Here is an 18136-nt window from a genome sequence, read left to right on the forward strand (position 1 = left end):
TCCCGGCCGTGGGGCATCACGGGCAGGAAGGCGCGGCGGGCAGGTCCGAGACCAGTTCGGACCACCGGTGGGTCCGCCTCGCACGGCAGACCTCGGCCGCCACCTCTGCGGTGTCGAGCCGCCACAGGCGCTTCTCCTCACCCGCGGTCGCCAGCGTCCGGCCGTCCGGGCTCAGGGCCATGGCTGAGATCTCCCCGTCGCCGGTGAGAGTGGCCGCCGTGCCGCGTGAGGCGGTGTCCCACAGGTGGATCGTGCCCGTCCCCGCGGTGACCAGCGTTCCGCCGTCCGGGGAGAACGCCACGTGCTCGGCGCCGTCGGGGTGGCCCGTGAGGGTGGCGGCGGTGCGGTACGAGGCCGTGTCCCACAGCCGGACGCGGCCTCCGGCCGCGGTCGCCAGCAGCCTGCCGCCCGGGGAGAACGCCACACCGGCGACCGGGCCCTCGTGGCCGGTCAGGGAGGTCCGCACCCGCCGGCCGCGCACCTCCCACACCAGCACGGTGCGGTCGGCGGAGGCCGTGGCCAGGGTACGGCCGTCCGGGGAGAAGTCCAGCGCGTGCACCCGGTCGGTGTGCCGTCTGAGGACGGCCGTCCGCCGCCCCGAGGCGGCTTCCCACAGCCGTACGGTGTCGTCGGAGGAACCGGTGGCCAGGGTACGGCCGTCCGGGGAGAACGCCATGGCCGTCAGCGCGTCGGTATGACCGGTGAGGACGGCCCGCCGACGCCCCGAGGCGGCGTCCCACAGCCGGACCGCGCCGTCGGCGGTGCCGGTGGCCAGGATGCGGCCGTCGGGGGAGAACGCCGCCGCGTGCACGTCGCTTCCGTGCTCCAGGGTGCGCAGCCGGCGGTGTCCGTCCGTCCGCCACAGCTCCACCGCCCCGTCTGCGCTCCCTGTGGTGGCCAGGGTGTCCCCGTCGGGGGAGAAGGCCGCCAGCCGGGAGAACGGGACGGCGGTACCCAGGACGGCGGTCCGCTGCTGTGTGGCCGTGTCCCACAACTGCACCCGGCCCTCGCCGTCGGCCACGGCCAGGACGCGGCCGCCGGGGGACAGTGCCGTCTCGTAGGCGGCCGGTTCCTCCCCGGCGGTGATGGTGGCGGTCGTACGGCGGTCGCCGGTGTCCCAGAACCTGACGGTGCCGTCGGCTGCGGTGACGGCGAGGGTACGGCTGTCGGGAGTGAACGCCAGTTCCCGGTGGGCGTGTTCGCGGCGGCCCGTCACCGAGGAGGTCTTGCGGTAGTGGTAGGTGGCGGTGTCCCACAGCCGGGTGATCTCGGTGCCGGCCGCGGCCAGGACACGGCCGTCCGGGGAGAACGCCACGTCGTGGACCGGGCTGCGCTGCCCGGTCGACGCGCTCCTCATGACGGTGAGGGTGGCGCTCTCGCGGCCCGACTCGGTGTCCCACACGCGCAAGGTGGCGTCGACACCACCGGTGGCGAGGGTGTCGCCGTCCGGGGAGAACGCCACCGTCGTCACCTCGCCCGTGTGCCCGGCCAGGACGGCCGTCTGCCGCTCCTCCGCCACGTCCCACAGCCGCACGGTCCCGTCGCCGCCTCCGGTGGCGAGGGTGTCGCCGTCCGGGGAGAACGCCACCGTCGTCGCCTGGCCGGTGTGTCCGGTGAGGGTGGCGGCGACCCGGTGGTTCCGGGTGTCCCACAGCTTGACGCTGCGGTCGTCGCCCGCGGTGGCCAGCAGCCGGCCGTCCGGGGAGAAGACCACGTCGTTCACCCGGTCCGTGTGGCCGGTGAGGGTGGCGGCGACCTGGCGGGCCCGGGTGTCCCACAGCCTGACGCCGTGGCCGTCCCCGGCCGTCGCCAGGATTCGGCCGTCCGGGGAGAACCCCATCGCCGCCACGGTGCCGGCCTGCCCGGCGAACCGGTCGGCCCGGTAGCGGGCGTAGGCGGACAGCAGACTGCTGCGCGTCTCGGGGACGTCGGCCCGCTGGAAGGCGGCCAGGGCCAGCATCGCCGCCGCCTCCGGGCGCTCCCCGGCCATCGAGTCCGCCCGGGCGGCCAGTTCGTGCGAGGTGACGACGCGCCGCTGCTCACGGGCGATCGAGTACTGCTGGACGGTCGCCGCGATCGCGGTCGCGCAGAGCACCAGCAGGGCGGACAGCACCACCGACAGCCGCCGCAGCCGCATGGTCCGGGACCGGGCCTCCTCCGCCTCCGCCTCCTCCGCGGCCTCGCTGGCCAGCAGGAACTCCCGTTCCAGCGCGGTGAGGCCCGCCTCCGTGCCGCCGAGCCGGTCACGGGCCGCCGCGAGCCGGGCGCCCCGGTAGAGGGCTCCCGCGTCGCGGTCCAGGGAGTGCCAGACCTGCGCGGCCTCCGTCAGCTGCCGGTGGACGAGCAGCCGCCGCCGGTCCGCCTCGATCCAGCCGCGCAGCCGGGGCCAGGCCGCGATCAGCGCCTCGTGCGCCAGGGTTACCGTCGAGCCGTCGAGGGTGACCAGGCGGGCCCGCGCCAGCCGCTCCAGCACCTCCGCCTCGGCGGTGCGGCCCGCGCCGTCCGCGCCCAGCTCGCCGCGGTCGGTGGGGCGCCGGGTGTCGGGCGCCCCCTCGCCGGGGTTGACCAGCCGCAGCAGGATCCCGCGGGCGGCGGCGGCCTGGTCGGGGTCCAGCCGGGTGTAGAGGTCCTCGGCGGTCTGGGCGATGGCGCCGCGTATGCCGCCGGCGGCCTCGTAGGCCGCCAGGGTCAGGGCGCGTCCGCGGCGCCGGCGCCAGGTCTCCAGCAGGGCGTGGGACATCAGCGGCAGTCCTCCGGGCTCGCCGGTCGCCTCGTCCACCAGCCTGGCGGTGAGGGCGCGTTCGACGATCAGGCCCGCGTCGGCGGCCGGGCGGACGATGGCCCGGCGCAGTTGCGCCGGGGTCATCGGCCCGACCAGGAGCGTGGCGTCCCGCAGGGCGTCGGCCAGGTCGGGATGGCCCGCGCAGTGGCCGAAGAAGTCTGCCCTGACCGCGACGACGACCCGCAGCCGGCTGCGGGGGCGGCGGGCCGCCAGCAGCAGGTCGATGAACTCCCTGCGCTCCCCCGGGTCGCGGCACAGGGTGAAGACCTCCTCGAACTGGTCGACGACGACCACCGTGTCCGCGTCGGGGGCACGGGAGGCGGGCGCGAGCAGGCGGGGGTGGTCCCTCATCGGGCGCGGGCCGGGGGTGAAGACGCGGATGGCGGCAGGCCGCATCGCGGCGGTGCCGGAGCGCAGGGCGGGGATCAGCCCCGCGCGCAGCAGTGAGGACTTGCCGCTGCCGGAGGCGCCGACGACGGCCGTGAAGCGGCTCTCCCCCACCCGGCGTACGAGGTCGCCGGTGAGCTGCTCGCGTCCGAAGAACCGTTTCTCGTCCTCCGGCTGGAAGCGTCTGAGCCCCGGGTAGGGGGCGTCGGCGCCGTCAGCGCCGGACGGCTGGGCCAGTGAGTCGGCGCACGCCCGGCGCCAGCGCTCCTCCCACTCCTCCCGGTCGCCGCCGCAGGCCTGCGCGTAGGCCAGGGCGACCGGAAGCGTGGGCAGTCTGCGGCCGGCCGCCGCCTCGGCCAGCGTCGCCGCCGAGTAGGGCGCCCGCTGGGCCATCGCCCGATAGGTGGTGCCGCCCGACGCCCGGCGCAGCTCACGCAGTTCGACGGCGAATCGCTGCACCGGCCCGGCAGCCGGGTCCAGTGGTTTCTCCCGGCGCCCCATCGCGTGTCCTCCCCCGCCGTGTCCGCCCGCCGCGTCCGCGATCGGGCGCCACCGTAGGCCTCCCGCGACCGGCCGACAAGCCCGCGCTCCGCCCCGTCGCCTCCCGCCCCGGAACGGGCCGCGCGCCGGCCGCGAATTGTCCGGCGCGGCGGAACGGGCCTGCCTGACAACGCCTGCCGGTCGAGACTCGGGGCTCGGGCATGGCCGGACTGACCGGTGTGCTCCTGCCGGGCCGGCGGCGGGGGACACGACCGGGGAGAAGGAGGAGTACATGGTGTACGAGACGGTGTTCGCGAGCGAGGACGTGCCCGCGGCCGAGCGGTTCGGCCGATGGTGCGAACTGGTCCGGCGGGCCCACGCGCCCCTGGAGGCGGACAGCCCCCACCGGGCGGACTTCCGGGCCCGGCTGCGCGTGCTGAGCCTCGGAGCCGTCACGGTGTGGCCCGCGGAGTTCGCGCCCGCCGTCCTGCGGCGCACCCCGGAGCTGGTCCGGCGGCACGACCCGCGGACCGTCCATGTGTCCCTGCCGCTGCGGGGGCGGCTGAGGGTCGCACGGGAGGGTCGCGCGGACGGCTACGGCCCCGGTTCCCTGTGCGTGGTGGACACCTCGCGCCCCTGCGAGATGTGGGCGGGCGACGGCGACGGCCCGTACAGCGGCATCGGGCTGGAGGTCCCCCGGGACCTGCTGCACCTGCCGCCGGAGCGGCTGACCGGGCTGACCCGCCGCGGCCTGCCCGCACGGGAGGGCATGGGGGCGCTGCTGGCGCAGTTCCTGACCACTGTGGCGGCGGACCCCGCCCGCTACCGGCCGTCCGACGGGCCCCGGCTGGCCGCGGTCGCGGTCGATCTGCTGTCCGCCCTGTTCGCCCACGTCCTGGAGAGCGACCACGCGCTGCCGCCGGAGGACCAGCGGCGGGCCCTGCTGCTGCGCGTCCAGGCCTTCATACGCCGGCACCTGCACGACCCGCACCTGTCCCCGCCCGCGATCGCGGCGGCGCACCACATCTCCCTGAGCCATCTGCACCGGCTGTTCCGGGACGAGGGCTCCACCGTCTCGGCGTTCCTGCGCGACCAGCGGCTGCGGCGCATCCGGCGGGACCTGTCCGACCCCGCCCTGCACCGCACGCCCATCCACGCCGTCGCCGCCCGGTGGGGTCTGACCGACCCCTCCGCCTTCAGCCGCGCCTTCCGCCTCGCCTACGGCACCTCGCCCAGCGACTACCGGCAGCGCACGCCGGCCCGCGGCGGTACGCCGGCGGCCGCGCGGGGCGATCTCGTGGCGAACGCCGCCGGCCGCTGACGCACCGCGCGACCCGGCGCCCGGTGCCGGGTGCCGGGTGCCGTGCGCCGGGTATCCGGTGTCCCGTGTCAGCCCATGTCCAGGCGGGCGGCGGCCTTGCGCAGCATGCCCGCCTTCTGCTCGACCGGCTTCTGCTGCTCGCCCTGGAGCGCGCTGACGACGGTGAGCGCGCCGGTCAGCACGGGGATGCTCCACTGGGCCCAGCGCAGCTGCCGCTCGGCGTCCTCCGTGGAGGCCGGGTGGTGCTGGGCCCCGGCCGCCTTGCCCGGGTCGGCGGAGGTGGCCATCTCCAGCTTCTTGCCCATGACGCGGCTGTAGGCCGTGGCCGCCAGGGCCGCGCCGGTCAGGACGGTCTTGATCGCCGAGGAGGCCCCCACTCCCCGCTGGTGCTCCACGCGGTACATGTTGGACGCCAGCAGGGATACGGCGCCCGCGAGGTGGGCGGCGATGGCCAGTCCGTTGACCGGCGTCCACTTCGCCCATCCGATGCTCGCGATCCTGTCGCCGGTCGCGGCGTCCTCCCACTCCCTGGCGACGCCGTTCAGACCCACGGCGCCCATCAGGGAGCCGCCGAACCATGCGCCCATGCCCAGGTCGTGCAGGCTGCGGGCGAGCGTGTTGCGTTCGGACACGATGATCTCCAGTTCGCCTCGTCCGATTCGAGCGGTATCCACGACATTCGAGAATTTCGCGGCATTCAAGGCATACCAGAGGTTCTGGTGTGCCGCCGCCCGGAGCCGCACGGCCGGGCGGCGGCCCCCGCGCCCGGGCCCGGTGGCGCGGCGGCGGTCATCCGCCGGCGCCCTCGCCCGCCCCCGCCTCCCGCGAGGCCGTGGCCGGCGCGGGGCGGCACAGCACGGGGTTCCGCAGCTCGGCGCAGGGCCGGTGACCGCGGGAGCGCACGACGTCCCTGCCGACCTCGTTCGTCAGGTAGCGCAGGAAGCCGGCGGCCAGGGACCTGGCGGGGGGCTCGCCGTAGGTGTGGGCGTACTCCGTCTCCCAGAAGGGGTAGGCCCCGTGGTCGGCCGCCTCCGGGGTGGCCCGCTGCCCGTCGATGCGCACCAGCCGCAGGTCCTTCCGTCCGGACGCCTCGTCGAGGCCGCTGTAGCCGATCGCCCCGGGCGTCCGCGCCACCTCGTCCAGCACTCCGGTGGTGGAGCCCCGCTCGCAGTTGAGAGGGCCGCGCGGCATGCCCGGCAGCAGGGTGCGGCAGTCGTCGGAGTTGCGCACGAGCTGCCGCGATCCGGCGGAGATCCGCTTCTCGAAGACGCCGCGGGTGCCGGAGTTGCTCAGACGGCTCACCAGACGGACGGGCAGGTCCGCTCCTCCCAGGTCCTTCCAGTTGGCGGTCCTCCCGCTGTACAGGCCGTCGATCTGCTCCAGTGTGAGGTCCCGGACCCCGGTGTCCTCGTGGACGACGAGGGTGAAGAGGGTGAAGGCGACCGGACGCGGCAGCAGCAGCGGCTGGTCGTCCCGTTTGCCCCCGTCGGTGAACGCCAGCATCCGCGTGTTCCCCTCGCCCTCCCGCGCCCCCTGCCTCGCCAGCGCGTCCAGCCCCTCCTTGCTCCCCCGGTAGTCGTGGTGGAACGTCACGTCCTGCTCGCCGCAGGTCTCCCGGTACGCCTTCGCGGCCTCCCGCAGCACCGGCTCGAAGGCGGTGGACCCGGTGAGGGTGAGCTCGCCGCCGGCGCAGTCCAGCGGCGCCGCGCCGTCCACGCGGCCGAGCACGGAGAAGGCGAGCTGCCCGAGGATGACCAGGACCAGGAAGCAGACCAGCACGACGGCCTGCCACGGCGTCCCGGTCTGGCTCCTGGTCTCCTGTATGCCGCCGTTGCCCACACCGCCCTTGATCCCGCCGATGACCCTGGGCGGCTCGAACGGCGCCTGCGGGTCCGTGCCGGCCCCCGCACCGCCGGTGCGCTCCAGGGCGGCCAGGACCTTGTAGTGGGCGGAGCGGTTGAGCGGCACCTTGGGGAGTTCGATGACGCCGTCGCGCACGTTCAGACCCGAGTCGTCGCTGAAGCAGGGGCGCAGGAAGTCGTCACTGAGCTCGGTCACCACCATCCCGGCGACCCTGCGCCCGGGGAACTCCACCCGGACACCGACCCTGTCGTCGGGGAGGACGGCGTAGTCGTCGATGTCGATGTGGGTCGCGCCGCTGTTCTCCACGCGCAGCAGGACGAACGACGGGTCCACCAGCCGGGTGCCGTCGCCCTCCCGCAGCTGCTGGAGCGCCCCCGCGTACTGGACTCCCGCGAGCCGGGCGTGCACGGCGTCGGTCGCGGTGGTGTCCATCTGCACCCGGTAGCCGAGTCGCTTGCGTCCGACGAAGACGAACTCGTAGAGCGCGGCGACGATCGGGACGAGCACACCGAGCACCGCGAGAACGACTTCCCACCGAAGCATGTCCATGGCCTGTCCGACCCCCGTGGAGAACATGGTGAAGGGCCGTCAAACATATGAGCGGGCCGGGCTCCGGCGAAGTGGTGTTTCCGGCTTCCGGCGAGTGTTCACCGGCTGTTGGGGAGCGGTGCGCCGGCCGTACGGCGCGCCGTACGCCCCCCGGGCGTGCCGGCGGGCGTACGGCGGGGGCGTGGCGGGGCGCTCAGCCGCAGGAGGCCGTCCGCTCGTACCAGCCGGGCTCGGTCTCGGTGAGGGAGGTGACGGTGTAGATGTTCCACAGTCCGAGCGCGTCACCGGAGCCGACCGCGTAGGTGTAGCCGTAGCGGACGGTGGCGCGGCCCTGCTGCACATGGGTGTAGTTGCTCGCCGTGAAGCAGGCGGGCGTCCCCGGGTCGCCGGGGTCGCCCGGGTCACCGGGGTCACCGGGGTCACCGGGGTCGGTGCCGCCCAGGCCCCAGTCGGCGGTGATGTACGCCGTCGAGCACATCAGGTCGGCGGTGTACGCGCCGGTCGTGCCGCAGCCCTCCGACGGACGCACCGGGACGGCGTGCCCCATTCCGGAGACGCGGTAGTCGCGCACGACGGTGCCGGCGGAGGAGCCGTAGTCCCTCCGCGTCACCCCGCCGGGCAGCGAGGCGGAGCCGTCCGCGGTGGCGTCCGTGCCGTGCGTGTTCGTCCACTGCTTGACCAGCTCGTCCGCGTTCACCGGGGCGACGGTGGTGTCGGAGGCACCGTGCCAGATCGCGACCGACGGCCACGGGCCGCCGTACCCGGGGTTCTGGGCGCGGACCAGATCGCCCCACTGGGCGGCGGTCTTCGTGACGCCCGGGTTCATGCAGCCGAACGCCCCGACCATGCTGGTGGCGCAGCCGTGCGGCACACCGGCCAGCACCGCGCCGCCCGCGAACACCTCCGGATAGGCCGCGAGCATGCTCGCGGCCATCGCGCCGCCGCCGGAGAACCCTGCGACGTACACCCGGGACGGGTCGGCCCCCACCGCGCTCACGGTGTGGGCGACCATCTGGCGCAGCGACAGCGCCTCGCCCCGCCCGCGCGAGGTGTCGCCGCCCTGGAACCAGTTGAAGCAGCGGGAGCTGTTGTTGCCCGTCTCCTGCTGGGCCGCGACGAGCGCGAAGCCGCGGCTGTCGGCGTACGCGCGCCAGCCGTAGGTCGTCACGAAGCCGGGCGCGTCCTGGGTGCAGCCGTGCAGGACGAGGACGACCGGGGCGCCGGCGGGCAGGTCGTCGGGAATGTAGCGGTACATGGTCAGTGCGCCCGGGTTGGAACCGAAGCCGGTGACGCGTTCGAGTTCGGCGGCCGCCGCCGGGGCGGCGGACAGTCCGGTGAACGCCAGCGCGAGCGTGCCCAGCAGCACACCCGCGCGGCGCAGGAGGGTCATGACTCTCACGAGGGGGATCCTTACGCCTGAAAGGGACCTGACAATCAATGCCGGTACCGTAGGGCGTGACGCAGATCACCCGAACATGCAGGAGCCACAGGTTCACCGGCTCTCCGGTGGCCGCCGCCCACATTGCCCCGCAAGGGCCCGCGTCCGCGGAAGGTCACTCGGCGCAGGCCTCCTCCGGCCCCGAGCGGGCGAGGACGGCCAGGGTGTCCAGCGCGCGGGCGAGGACGTCCGGCGGCGGCGAGGCGAGGGCGAGACGTACGGCGTGGGGGGCCCGGAGCCCGTCGGCGGCGAACGCGGCCGCCGGGGTGACCGCGATGCCGTGCCGGGCGGCGGCCGCGACGAAGGTGTCGGCCCGCCACGGACGCGGCAGCTCCCACCAGCAGAAGTACGAGGACGGATCGCCGCCGACCGCGAAGCCCTCCAGCCGGCGGGCGGCGATCTCCCGGCGGGCGGACGCGTCCCGCCGTTTGGCCCGCACGATCTCCTCCACCGCCCCCTCGGCCCACCAGCGCCCCGCCGCGTCCAGAGCGAAGCGCGCGGGCCCCCATCCCCCGGAGCGCAGCGCCGCGGCGACGGCGGGCGCGAGGGCGCGAGGGGCGACCGCGTATCCGGCGGTCAGCCCTGGGGCCAGGCGCTTGGAGAGGCTGTCGACCACGACCGTGCGCTCCGGGAGCAGGGCGGCCAGCGGCGGTACGTCGCGGAGGAAGGCCCAGACGGCGTCCTCGATCACGGCCACGCCCAGCCGGTCGAGCACGTCCGCCAGCTCGGCCAGTCGCCGCGTCGGCGTCACCAGGCCCAGCGGGCTGTGGACGGTGGGCTGGAGGTAGACGGCTCCCAGCGGTGCTGTGCGGTGGGCCTCGGCCACGGCCTGCGGGACCACCCCCGCCCCGTCCACCGCCAGCGGGACGACCTCCACCCCCAGCCGGCCCGCGACGGACCGCAGTACCGGGTAGGTCAGCTCCTCGGCGCCCAGCCGTCCGCCCCGCGGGACCAGCGCGGCGATCGCGGCCGCGATCGCCTGGCGCCCGCCCCCCGCGAACAGCACCCGGTCCGGGTCCGGCCGCCAGCCGGCGCGGTCCAGGACCGCCCGCAGCCATTCGGCGTCCTCCCGCGAGGCGTGGCGCAGCCGTATCCGCCGCGCCTGGAGCGGCACCATCCGCACACCGGTCGTCCGGCCGTCCGGCTCCAGCCGGACGAAGTACAGCAGCCGCAGGTCGTCCCGGTACCGCTCGTATCCGGTGATGCCCTCGTAGTCGTTCACCAGATCACCGCAGCCGTACAGCACGAGCCTTCCCCGGTACACCTCCGGGGGCCGGGGGTGGTGCGAGGAGTGGCCGTGGACGACGTCCGCGCCGCCGTCGACCAGGGCGTGTGCGAAGCCGGTCTCCTCGGCGGAGACCCCATAGCCCCAGTTCGGCCCCCAGTGGACCGAGACGACCACGACGTCCCCCGGCCTCCTGACCCGGCGGATCCGCTCGGCCACGGCGGCAGCGGCGGCCGGCGAGGGCTCGGCAACGACGTCCACGCCGGGCCGTCCGGGGCCCGCGGACCAGGACGGCGGTACGCCGCTGGAGGGCATGCCGAAGGCCAAGGCCACCACCCGCCGCCCGCCCTCCAGGGGCACCGGCACGGGCCGCCGAGCGGCGGCGAGGTCCCGGCCCGCCCCCGCCGTGGCGATTCCCGCACCCGCCAGGGCGTCGAGCGTCTCCTCCAGGCCGGGACGGCCGAAGTCCAGGACGTGGTTGTTGGCCAGGACGCAGACGTCGGGGCGGACGGCCGACAGGCAGGGGAGGTTGGCGGGGCTCATCCGGTAGTGGACGCCCTTGCCCGGCGCGAACGCGCCGCTGCGTGTGACGGCGGTCTCCAGGTTGACGATCCGGGCGTCGGGGGCGGCATCGTCGATCGCCGCGAGCGCCTCGCCCCAGGGCCACTCGAAGCCGGCCGGCCGGGGCACCGGGCCGCCGGCCGCCTCCACGAGCCCGACGTAGGAGCGGGCGTCCCGGATGTACGCCTCGCGCAGCTCCGGGTCGCCGGGGTGCGGGAGGATCTGGTCGACGCCCCGGCCGAGCATCACGTCACCGCAGAGGAACAGGGTGACCGCGGCCCCGCTCATGCTTCCGAGGATAGGACCTTCCCGCCCCGTCCCCGGGGCCGACGGTCCCGGGGACGGGGGACCGTCGGCCCTGCCGTCCCGGCCGTGTCCGTGGTGTCCTGGTGGTGGCCGTCGGAGGCGGCCACCGGACGCGGAGAAGCGGAGCGAGACCGCGCACCGCGCGATCGGAACCCGCGGGAAGCGGGTGGCCTCCGGCAGGCAGCGTGTGCCCGGCGGAACCCCCGTACGCCGGGCACACGGCATGGGCGCCGCTACCCACCGCTCCCCTCCAGGGTCGCGGCGTGGTCGGGCACGCGGGTCTGCGTCTCCCTCGGCGGCCGCCGGTAGCCCGTGGACGGCGGCCGGGGCGGCAGGCTCAGCTCCGGCGGCTCGATCTCGTGGTAGGGGACGCCGGACAGCAGATGGGCGATCATGTTGATCCGCGCCCGCCGCTTGTCGTCCGCCTCCACGACGTACCAGGGGGACCCGGGGACGTCGGTGTGGGCGAACATCTCGTCCTTGGCCCGCGAGTACGCCTCCCAGCGGACGCGGGACTCCAGATCCATCGGGGACAGCTTCCAGCGCCGCATGGGGTCCTCCAGCCTCGACCGGAAGCGCCTCTCCTGCTCCTCGTCGCTCACCGAGAACCAGTACTTGCGCAGCAGGACGCCGTCCTCGATCAGCAGCCGCTCGAAGACCGGGCACTGGCGCAGGAAGCGCGCGTGCTCCTCGTCGGTGCAGAACCCCATGACGCGCTCGACACCCGCGCGGTTGTACCAGCTGCGGTCGAACAGCGCGATCTCGCCGGCCGCCGGAAGCTGCTCGGCGTAGCGCTGGAAGTACCACTGGGTGCGCTGGCGTTCGGTGGGCGCGGGCAGGGCGACGATACGGGCCACGCGCGGGTTGAGGTACTCGGTGACGCGCTTGATCGCGCCGCCCTTGCCCGCCGCGTCACGCCCCTCGAAGACCACGACCAGCCGGGCGCCGGTGGAGCGCACCCACTCCTGCATCATCACCAACTGTTCCTGGAGCCGGAGCAGTTCCCTCTCGTACACCGGCCGGGGCAGCCGGGCACGCCGCCCTGCGGGCTTCTCCGGCTGCCGCTTCCCGGCGTCCTGCCGCGTCATACGCGCCCCTTTCCGTTCCCGTGCTCTCCGGGGCCTCCCGGGCTCCTGCGCGCCGACAGGGACCGTCTCCCCCCTTCCGCGCCGGGAAACACACGGGACCGCACCGGCGTACCCGGGTACCGGCGCCCCGGAGCGCGCCGCGGTCCGCGCGGCGGTCACCATTGAGGCATGTCCCGACGCCGATCCCGTCCGCGCCAGAAGGCCCCGTCCGCCTCCCCCGCCCTCTCCCCCGGTGCGCCCTGCCCGTGCGGGCTGCCCGCCTCCTACTCCGACTGCTGCGGCCGGTTCCACCGGGGGCGGGCGGCCGCCCCCACCGCCGAGGCCCTGATGCGCTCCCGCTACAGCGCCTTCGCCGTGCGCGACCGGGCGTACCTGCTGCGCACCTGGCATCCGGACACCGCGCCCGAGCGGCTGGAGACGGACCCGGAAACCCGGTGGCGGCGTCTGGAGATCCTCGGCGCCACCGGCGGCAGTCCCTTCCACACCGAGGGGGCCGTCTCCTTCCGCGCCCACTGGACCGAGCGAGGGCGCGAGGGCGTCATGGAGGAGCACAGCCGCTTCGTGCGCCACGCCGGCGCATGGGTCTACCTCGACGCCTCCGGCGCCCCCTGACCGCCCCCGACCCGCACCCGGGCACCCCGGAGCGCCCAGGGACGACCGGGGGCCCCAGGACGTGAAGAAGCCGTGCGCCGCCCGCGCACGACGGGCCCCGGCACGGCCGCGACCGAGTAAGGTCCTTCCCCGGGACCATCCGTGAGCGGCCGCGTACTCTGCGGCGCGGCGCCTCGGTGGAGTGCGTGTCGGCCGCGGAACGCTCGCGCGGGCGCACCGCGGTCCCCTCCGCGCCCCGCTCTGCGGGTGCGGAGGAAGCACAGGAGGGGGGAGATGGCGTTGCGTCCCGACTCGAGATCACGGCTGCGCCGTCCGGCTGCCGGGGAGCCGCGCTCCCTGGGCCCGTGGGACCGCCCGGGGCCGGGCGCACCGCAGCGGTCCGGTGACGACGCTTCCGGAAGCGGGGACGGAGCCGGTGCACGGGGTACGGAGGCCGGCGGCTCCCGCCGGGGCGGTCCGGCCGGTTCCTCCGGGCCCGCCGCGCCCCCCGAGCCGCGCACGGGCTTCCTGACCGGGCGCCGCGGCCCGCGCACCACCGCCCTGGCCCTGACCACGGGCGCGATCGGCTCCGCCCTGGCGACCCTGCTGGTGGCCTCCGGTGTCCTGACGCCCGCCGACCCCCGCCCACCGCTGTCCGGCGGTCCGCCGCCCTCCCCCGAGCGGACGGCCTCCGCGCCGGACGCCCCGCCCTCCGCGTCCGGCTCACCGGACCCCGGCCTCTCCGCTCCCGCCGCACCCCCGTCCTCCCCGGACGGCACGCCGTCCGCGCCCGCACAGCCGTCCCGAACACCGCCGGAGTCCGCCGCGCCGCCGCCCGGCCCCGCCTCCCAGCAGTCGCGGCGCCCCCTGCCCAGCATGCTGCGGGAGGGGGACGGCGGTCCGGAGGTGGAGGAGCTCCAGCGGCGGCTGCGTCAGATCCCGGGCATCTACCCCGGCGGCGAGGTCGACGGCCGCTACGACGCCTCGGTCACCGAGGCCGTCGCCCGCTACCAGCAGTGGTACGGCATCCGGGGCGATGAGAAGGGCGTGTACGGCGACGACACCCGGCGCGACCTGGAGGCGCGCACCTGACGGACGGGCCGCGCGCTCACCGGCTCTGTGCGCACCCCCGCGTGTCCGCCGCCCGTGCGTTCACCAGCCGTGCGCTCCGAGCCAGGACTCCACCCGGCCCTCATCCCAGGCATCGTCCGCGACGACCACGCGGTAGCGGTAGGCGAAGCTCTCGCCCGGCGGCAGTTCGAACTCCTCGAAGAAGGCCCAGGAGAAGGCCACGACCGGGGTCGGTTCGGAGCGCACGAACCAGTGGGAGGCGTGGATCGCTTCGTCGTTCCCGGGCGCGTGGGCGAAGACCACGGTGGTGTGCGCGTCCGCTCCGTCGCGTTCGGCGGTGAAGGCCAGCCAGGGCGCCCGGGTCCCCATCATGGCCGCGGCGCCGGCCTCCCCCTTCCCGCCCCGGCCGCCGGGGCCGAGGACGTCGCCGCCGGTGAGGTCGCGCGGACCGCGCCAGTGGAGACCGGTGTAACCGGCCATCTCGCGTCCGGCGGTGGTCGGGGAGCCGAACACCAACGGCTCGGCGCGGATGTTGGTGAGGTGGACCGACCAGTCCAGCGCCCAGGCGCCCTCTCCGGGCTCGGCCGAGTGCACCTCGACGGTGCGCTTCTCCCGGGCCCACTCCTCTCCGCCGTTCTCGATCCACGTCAGCCGTTCGGCCACGCGCACCCGGTCCCCGGCCGGGCCGAGGACGTCCACCGTGTCGAAGCCGTCGTGCCGCATCCACCCCACCCGGTCCCGCAGCGGCAGGTAACCGCGGCCGTGGACGTAGGAGTTGCCGCCCCAGAAGTTCTGCCCTGACAGATGGCTGGCGGTCATCTGCAGCCCCTTGTGCCAGCGGTGGTCGCTGGGCCGGTAGCCGGTGACGGTGCGGCCCGCCAGGGTTCGCAGCGGGTGGGCGTAGGGCTTGCGGGACTCGAAGGCGTCCGGGTCGGGCCGGTACACGTAGGCCATCAGCTCCACTCCGGCGCAGGCGACGGAGATCCGCTCGCCGTGGGTGTGGGTGACAGTCAGCGGCGCGCTCATCGGATCGCCCCCCTCCCGGAGGCGCCCGGCGCCCAGTCGGGGTGGTCTCCGTGCATGGCGGCGTGGTACGGGTCGCCGGGGACGATCTCGCCTGCGCGCACCGGCAGCCCGGTGAAGGCGGACTTGTACAGGGCGGCGGTGAACTCCAGGGTGCGGCGGGCCTCGTGGCCGCTGCCGGGCGGCCGGACGCCCGCGCGCCGGGCGGCCAGTACGGCCGCGAGCTGGGCGGTGTGGGAGCTGGGCAGGTCGGCCGCCGGGGTGCGCCAGGCGCGGACGCGGTCGGCGCCGTCCGCGGCGCCGGCCACGTGGGGGGCGGGGGTGTAGACCCAGTCGTCGTTGGAGTGGCCGTACAGATGGGTGAGTTCGACGGTGGCGTCGGCGCAGTCGATCCGTATGCGGCTGGTCTCCTCCGGGGACAGGACGCTGTTGACGACGGTGGCCATCGCGCCGCTCTCGAAGCGGACCAGGGCGGTGGAGACGTCCTCGCTCTCCACCTCGTGCACCAGGCGTCCGGCCATGGCCCGCACCTCGGCCCAGTCACCGAGCAGATGCAGCAGCAGATCCGTCTGGTGGATGCCGTGGCCCATGGCGGGACCGCCGCCCTCGGTGGCCCACCGGCCGCGCCAGGGGACGGAGTAGTAGGCGGCGTCGCGGTACCAGGTGGTCTGGCAGTGGGCGACGAGCGGCGCGCCCAGCGCGCCGGAGGCGAACAGCTCACGGGCGTGGACGGCGCCGGAACCGTAGCGGTGCTGGAAGAGGACGGTGGCGTACGGGCCGCCGTCCTCCTCCGGTCCCTCGGCGGCGGCGATCTCGTCGTACTCGGCGAGGGGGAGGCACAGCGGCTTCTCGCACAGCACCCACACTCCGGCGCGCAGCGCGGCCACGGCCTGCTCGCGGTGGAGGGAGGGCGGGCTGCCGATCAGCACCAGGTCGGGCCTCTCCCGCTCCAGCATCGGGGCCAGGTCGGTGTAGCCCGCCACCCCTTCGCCCGCCCTCGCGCGGAAGGCGTCGAGCCGTCCGGTGTCCACGTCGACGACGGCGACCGGCTCGACCTCGTCCGCGTGGGCTTCCAGGGCCGGCAGGTGGCCGACGGTGGCGATGGCCCCGGCGCCGACGACGGCGGCGCGGAGGCGTTGGGTGACCGGGGGCATCGGGTTCGGGCTCCTTCGGTGGCCGACGATGGCAGAAAGCGCTTACCGGCCAGACCCTAGGTGCGGCGCGGGCATCTGGAAAGGGCCGCGCGCCAAGCCCTCGGCCTCGCGGGTCAGCCCTGCGGCACGTCCTTGAGGAACACGACGCCGTCGCTGTCCGCCAGATGGGCCGGATCGAGCGGGGCGTAGCCGAACCAGGAGGACACACGGGGAGCGGGAGGGGGGTCGCCGAGGGCGGCGGCCAACTCCCGGGCACCGGCGAGGCAGCGGTCCCGGGGCAGCGCGTACAGGAGTCCTTCGAGGGTGTCCGGCGGCGGGGCGTCCACCCCCCGGTGCCGGATCGTGCCCAGAGCCGTGGCCACGAAGGCGTACTCCTCGCCGAGCCGGGCGCTCACCAGCGCGCCGGCGCCCCACCACTCCACCGGCCCCTCCCACATCCGCATCGTGCTCCTCCCCCGCTGGAGATGGGAGTTGTGGGCGTGGACGAGCACCGGGCCCCGGTCTGCGAGAGCGAGGAGGTTCCCGGCCATCATCGAGTCCCGCAGCGCGCACAGCCGGGCCATACGCTCCGGTGACGCGTCGGCCATCCGGCGGTGGTATCGCAGCAGGCCGGTCGCGGTGCGCCCGTACAGGCGCGCCCGGTCCCACTCCTGCCGTGAGGCCGCCGCGATCAGGTGGGGTGTCCGCTCCTCCAGCAGCGCCACCAGGTCGTCGGCGAGCAGCCGCAGCCCGTCCGCCTCGGCGGTCCGCCCCACCGACCGGGACGGGTCCGTCATCGCGGCGGGTTCGGTCCACCGGGCGTCGTCGCCGAGCAGGCGGTCGAGCGTCCGCTCGTCACAGGGGAGCAGGTCCGCGTCCACATGAGCCGCGAGGTGGCGGTGGAGCGCGGTGAGGGCCTGCCGGGGGCTCGCGGCGTGGGTGATCTCCAGCGGGCCGTCGAAACCGGCGAAGCGGAGCCGGTCGGAGGTGGGCCGGCCCTCGGCGTCGGCGCGGGCGTTGTGGGCGCGCATCCAGCGCACGAGTTCGCGGTTGGCCGCGAAGGCGCCCCAGCCGTGGCTGAACCCGCTCTCCACGACCTGGTCGAGGGTGCCCGTGCCGGAGGTGACGTAGTCGTCCACGGTCAGGCCCGCCATGCAGTCGCTCTCGATCGCGATCGTCCGGTAGCCCTCCTCCTCGACGAGCTGCCGGAACAGTTCGTTGCGCAGGCCGAGCAGCGCGTCCTCGCCATGGGTGGGCTCGCCCAGGGCGAGCATCCGGGGCCGGGCCGGGAGCACTCCCATGACGGCCGCCGCGTCGACGGCGCGGGCGATGTCCTTGGTGTCGGTAGCCATGCCTTCAACGCTATCGTTGAACCTTCGGTGGAGACTTTTCCGAGATATCTTCGCCTTCATGGGGAGAAACCTTCAAAACGGTGAGCGGCTCAGGCCGGTCGATCTGGCGCGCGGGCACGGCCTGTCCACACAGGCGGTCAGGAACTACGAGGAGGCCGGCATCCTTCCGGCCGCCGACCGCACACCCCACGGCTACCGCGTCTACACCCCGCTGCACGCGCGGGCCCTGCGCACCTTCCTCGCCCTGGTGCCCGGCCACGGCCACCGGGCGGCGACGGCGATCATGCGGGCGGTGAACGAGGGTTCGCAGGAGGAGGCGTTCCGCCTCGTCGACGAGAGCCACGCCCAGCTCCTGGAGGACCGCCGGACCCTCCGGGCCGTGGAGAGCGCCCTGCGCGATCTGGATCCCGCCGCGGCCCCCGGGCCGGGCTCGGCCTCCGGGGCCGGGGCCGGGGCCGGGGCCGGGGCCGGGGCCGGCAGCATGTTCATCGGGCCGCTGGCCGGGAGGCTCGGCATCCGGCCCGCGACGCTGCGCAAGTGGGAGCGTGCCGGACTGGTCCGCCCGCACCGCGACCCGCGCACCGGATACCGCGTCTACGGCGAGGCCGACGTACGGGACGCCCGGCTGGTCCACCAGCTCAGACGGGGCGGCCATCTGCTGGAGCAGATCGCCCCGCTGGTCGACCGGGTGCGGACGGCCGGCGGGCCGGAGCCGCTGGAGGCCACTCTGCGCGACTGGCACGGCCGGCTGTCCGCCCGCGGGCGGGCGATGCTGGCCGGGGCCGCCGAGTTGGACGCGTACCTGCGCGAACGCGGTGAGGCTGGGCCCTCGTGAGTTCCGCGGGTGAACGGCCGCCGCCCGGCACGGAGTCCGACGGCTGAAGCAGGACGGGAGAACGTCCCGGATCCACCGCAACGCCTCCTGCGCCGCCCCGTCCGGCGGCTATGGTGCGGTCACCGGTCGGG

The 18136-nt window shown here is 75.3% G+C and carries 13 protein-coding genes and 1 pseudogene; 4 read left to right on the forward strand and 10 right to left on the reverse strand.

All coding sequences use genetic code 11. From position 1 onward, the window contains the following. Nucleotides 1-16: 16 nt before the first annotated feature. Complete coding sequence (locus IQ279_RS10085; protein WP_206348031.1) at nt 17-3670, reverse strand: WD40 repeat domain-containing protein; 3654 nt, start codon at nt 3668-3670, stop codon at nt 17-19. A 271-nt stretch (nt 3671-3941) separates the two neighbouring features. Here IQ279_RS10085 and IQ279_RS10090 point away from each other — a divergent pair, with 271 nt between their 5' ends. Further along, nucleotides 3942-4970 carry an AraC-like ligand-binding domain-containing protein gene (locus IQ279_RS10090; RefSeq protein WP_206348032.1) on the forward strand — a complete coding sequence of 343 codons (1029 nt, stop codon included), beginning with the start codon at nt 3942-3944 and terminating at the stop codon, nt 4968-4970. A 68-nt stretch (nt 4971-5038) separates the two neighbouring features. On the opposite strand, the gene IQ279_RS10095 is transcribed toward IQ279_RS10090, so the two are convergent. The 6 genes and pseudogenes from IQ279_RS10095 to ppk2 all read right to left on the reverse strand — a co-directional run bounded on the left by IQ279_RS10095 (nt 5039) and on the right by ppk2 (nt 12000). Beyond that, nucleotides 5039-5644 (reverse strand): hypothetical protein, encoded by a 606-nt coding sequence (locus IQ279_RS10095; RefSeq protein WP_307792289.1) that lies wholly within the window; start codon nt 5642-5644, stop codon nt 5039-5041. Between the two features lie 115 nt (nt 5645-5759). Then, a complete protein-coding gene (locus IQ279_RS10100; protein ID WP_241027884.1) occupies nt 5760-7376 on the reverse strand; it encodes a substrate-binding domain-containing protein in 1617 nt (538 codons plus the stop codon). A gap of 199 nt (nt 7377-7575) precedes the next feature. After that, nucleotides 7576-8772 carry an extracellular catalytic domain type 1 short-chain-length polyhydroxyalkanoate depolymerase gene (locus IQ279_RS10105; protein WP_206348107.1) on the reverse strand — a complete coding sequence of 399 codons (1197 nt, stop codon included), beginning with the start codon at nt 8770-8772 and terminating at the stop codon, nt 7576-7578. A 163-nt stretch (nt 8773-8935) separates the two neighbouring features. Next, nucleotides 8936-9826 carry an aminotransferase class I/II-fold pyridoxal phosphate-dependent enzyme gene (locus IQ279_RS27930; RefSeq protein WP_372445116.1) on the reverse strand — a complete coding sequence of 297 codons (891 nt, stop codon included), beginning with the start codon at nt 9824-9826 and terminating at the stop codon, nt 8936-8938. A 21-nt stretch (nt 9827-9847) separates the two neighbouring features. Then, nucleotides 9848-10894 (reverse strand): annotated as a pseudogene (locus tag IQ279_RS27935) (CapA family protein); the annotation flags it as partial. A 251-nt stretch (nt 10895-11145) separates the two neighbouring features. Beyond that, the gene (gene ppk2, locus IQ279_RS10115; protein ID WP_206348035.1) at nt 11146-12000 is read right to left on the reverse strand and encodes a polyphosphate kinase 2; all 855 of its coding nucleotides are present in this window, start codon (nt 11998-12000) and stop codon (nt 11146-11148) included. A gap of 168 nt (nt 12001-12168) precedes the next feature. Here ppk2 and IQ279_RS10120 point away from each other — a divergent pair, with 168 nt between their 5' ends. After that, nucleotides 12169-12612, forward strand: coding sequence for a YchJ family protein (locus IQ279_RS10120; RefSeq protein ID WP_206348036.1), 444 nt, complete (start codon nt 12169-12171; stop codon nt 12610-12612). Between the two features lie 273 nt (nt 12613-12885). Then, nucleotides 12886-13683, forward strand: coding sequence for a peptidoglycan-binding domain-containing protein (locus tag IQ279_RS10125; protein ID WP_206348037.1), 798 nt, complete (start codon nt 12886-12888; stop codon nt 13681-13683). Between the two features lie 60 nt (nt 13684-13743). Here the strand turns inward: IQ279_RS10125 and IQ279_RS10130 are convergent, their stop codons facing one another. The 3 genes from IQ279_RS10130 to IQ279_RS10140 form a co-directional block, all read right to left on the reverse strand. Next, entirely contained in the window at nt 13744-14688 is a 945-nt protein-coding gene (locus tag IQ279_RS10130; RefSeq protein ID WP_206348038.1) for a DUF6807 domain-containing protein, read from the reverse strand. After that, nucleotides 14685-15839, reverse strand: a complete 1155-nt coding sequence (locus IQ279_RS10135) for a Gfo/Idh/MocA family protein (RefSeq protein ID WP_206348039.1) — start codon at nt 15837-15839, stop codon at nt 14685-14687. Before IQ279_RS10135 ends, IQ279_RS10130 begins: the two co-directional genes overlap by 4 nt. Nucleotides 15840-15952: 113 nt before the next feature. Then, the gene (locus tag IQ279_RS10140) at nt 15953-17170 is read right to left on the reverse strand and encodes an erythromycin esterase family protein (protein WP_206348040.1); all 1218 of its coding nucleotides are present in this window, start codon (nt 17168-17170) and stop codon (nt 15953-15955) included. Nucleotides 17171-17228: 58 nt separating this feature from the next. Here IQ279_RS10140 and IQ279_RS10145 point away from each other — a divergent pair, with 58 nt between their 5' ends. Further along, nucleotides 17229-18005: a TioE family transcriptional regulator gene (locus tag IQ279_RS10145; RefSeq protein ID WP_206348041.1), complete on the forward strand. Its 777-nt coding sequence runs from the start codon at nt 17229-17231 to the stop codon at nt 18003-18005. Nucleotides 18006-18136 lie beyond the last annotated feature (131 nt).

The organism is Streptomyces verrucosisporus (assembly GCF_017114865.1).
GTDB lineage: Bacteria > Actinomycetota > Actinomycetes > Streptomycetales > Streptomycetaceae > Streptomyces > Streptomyces fenghuangensis.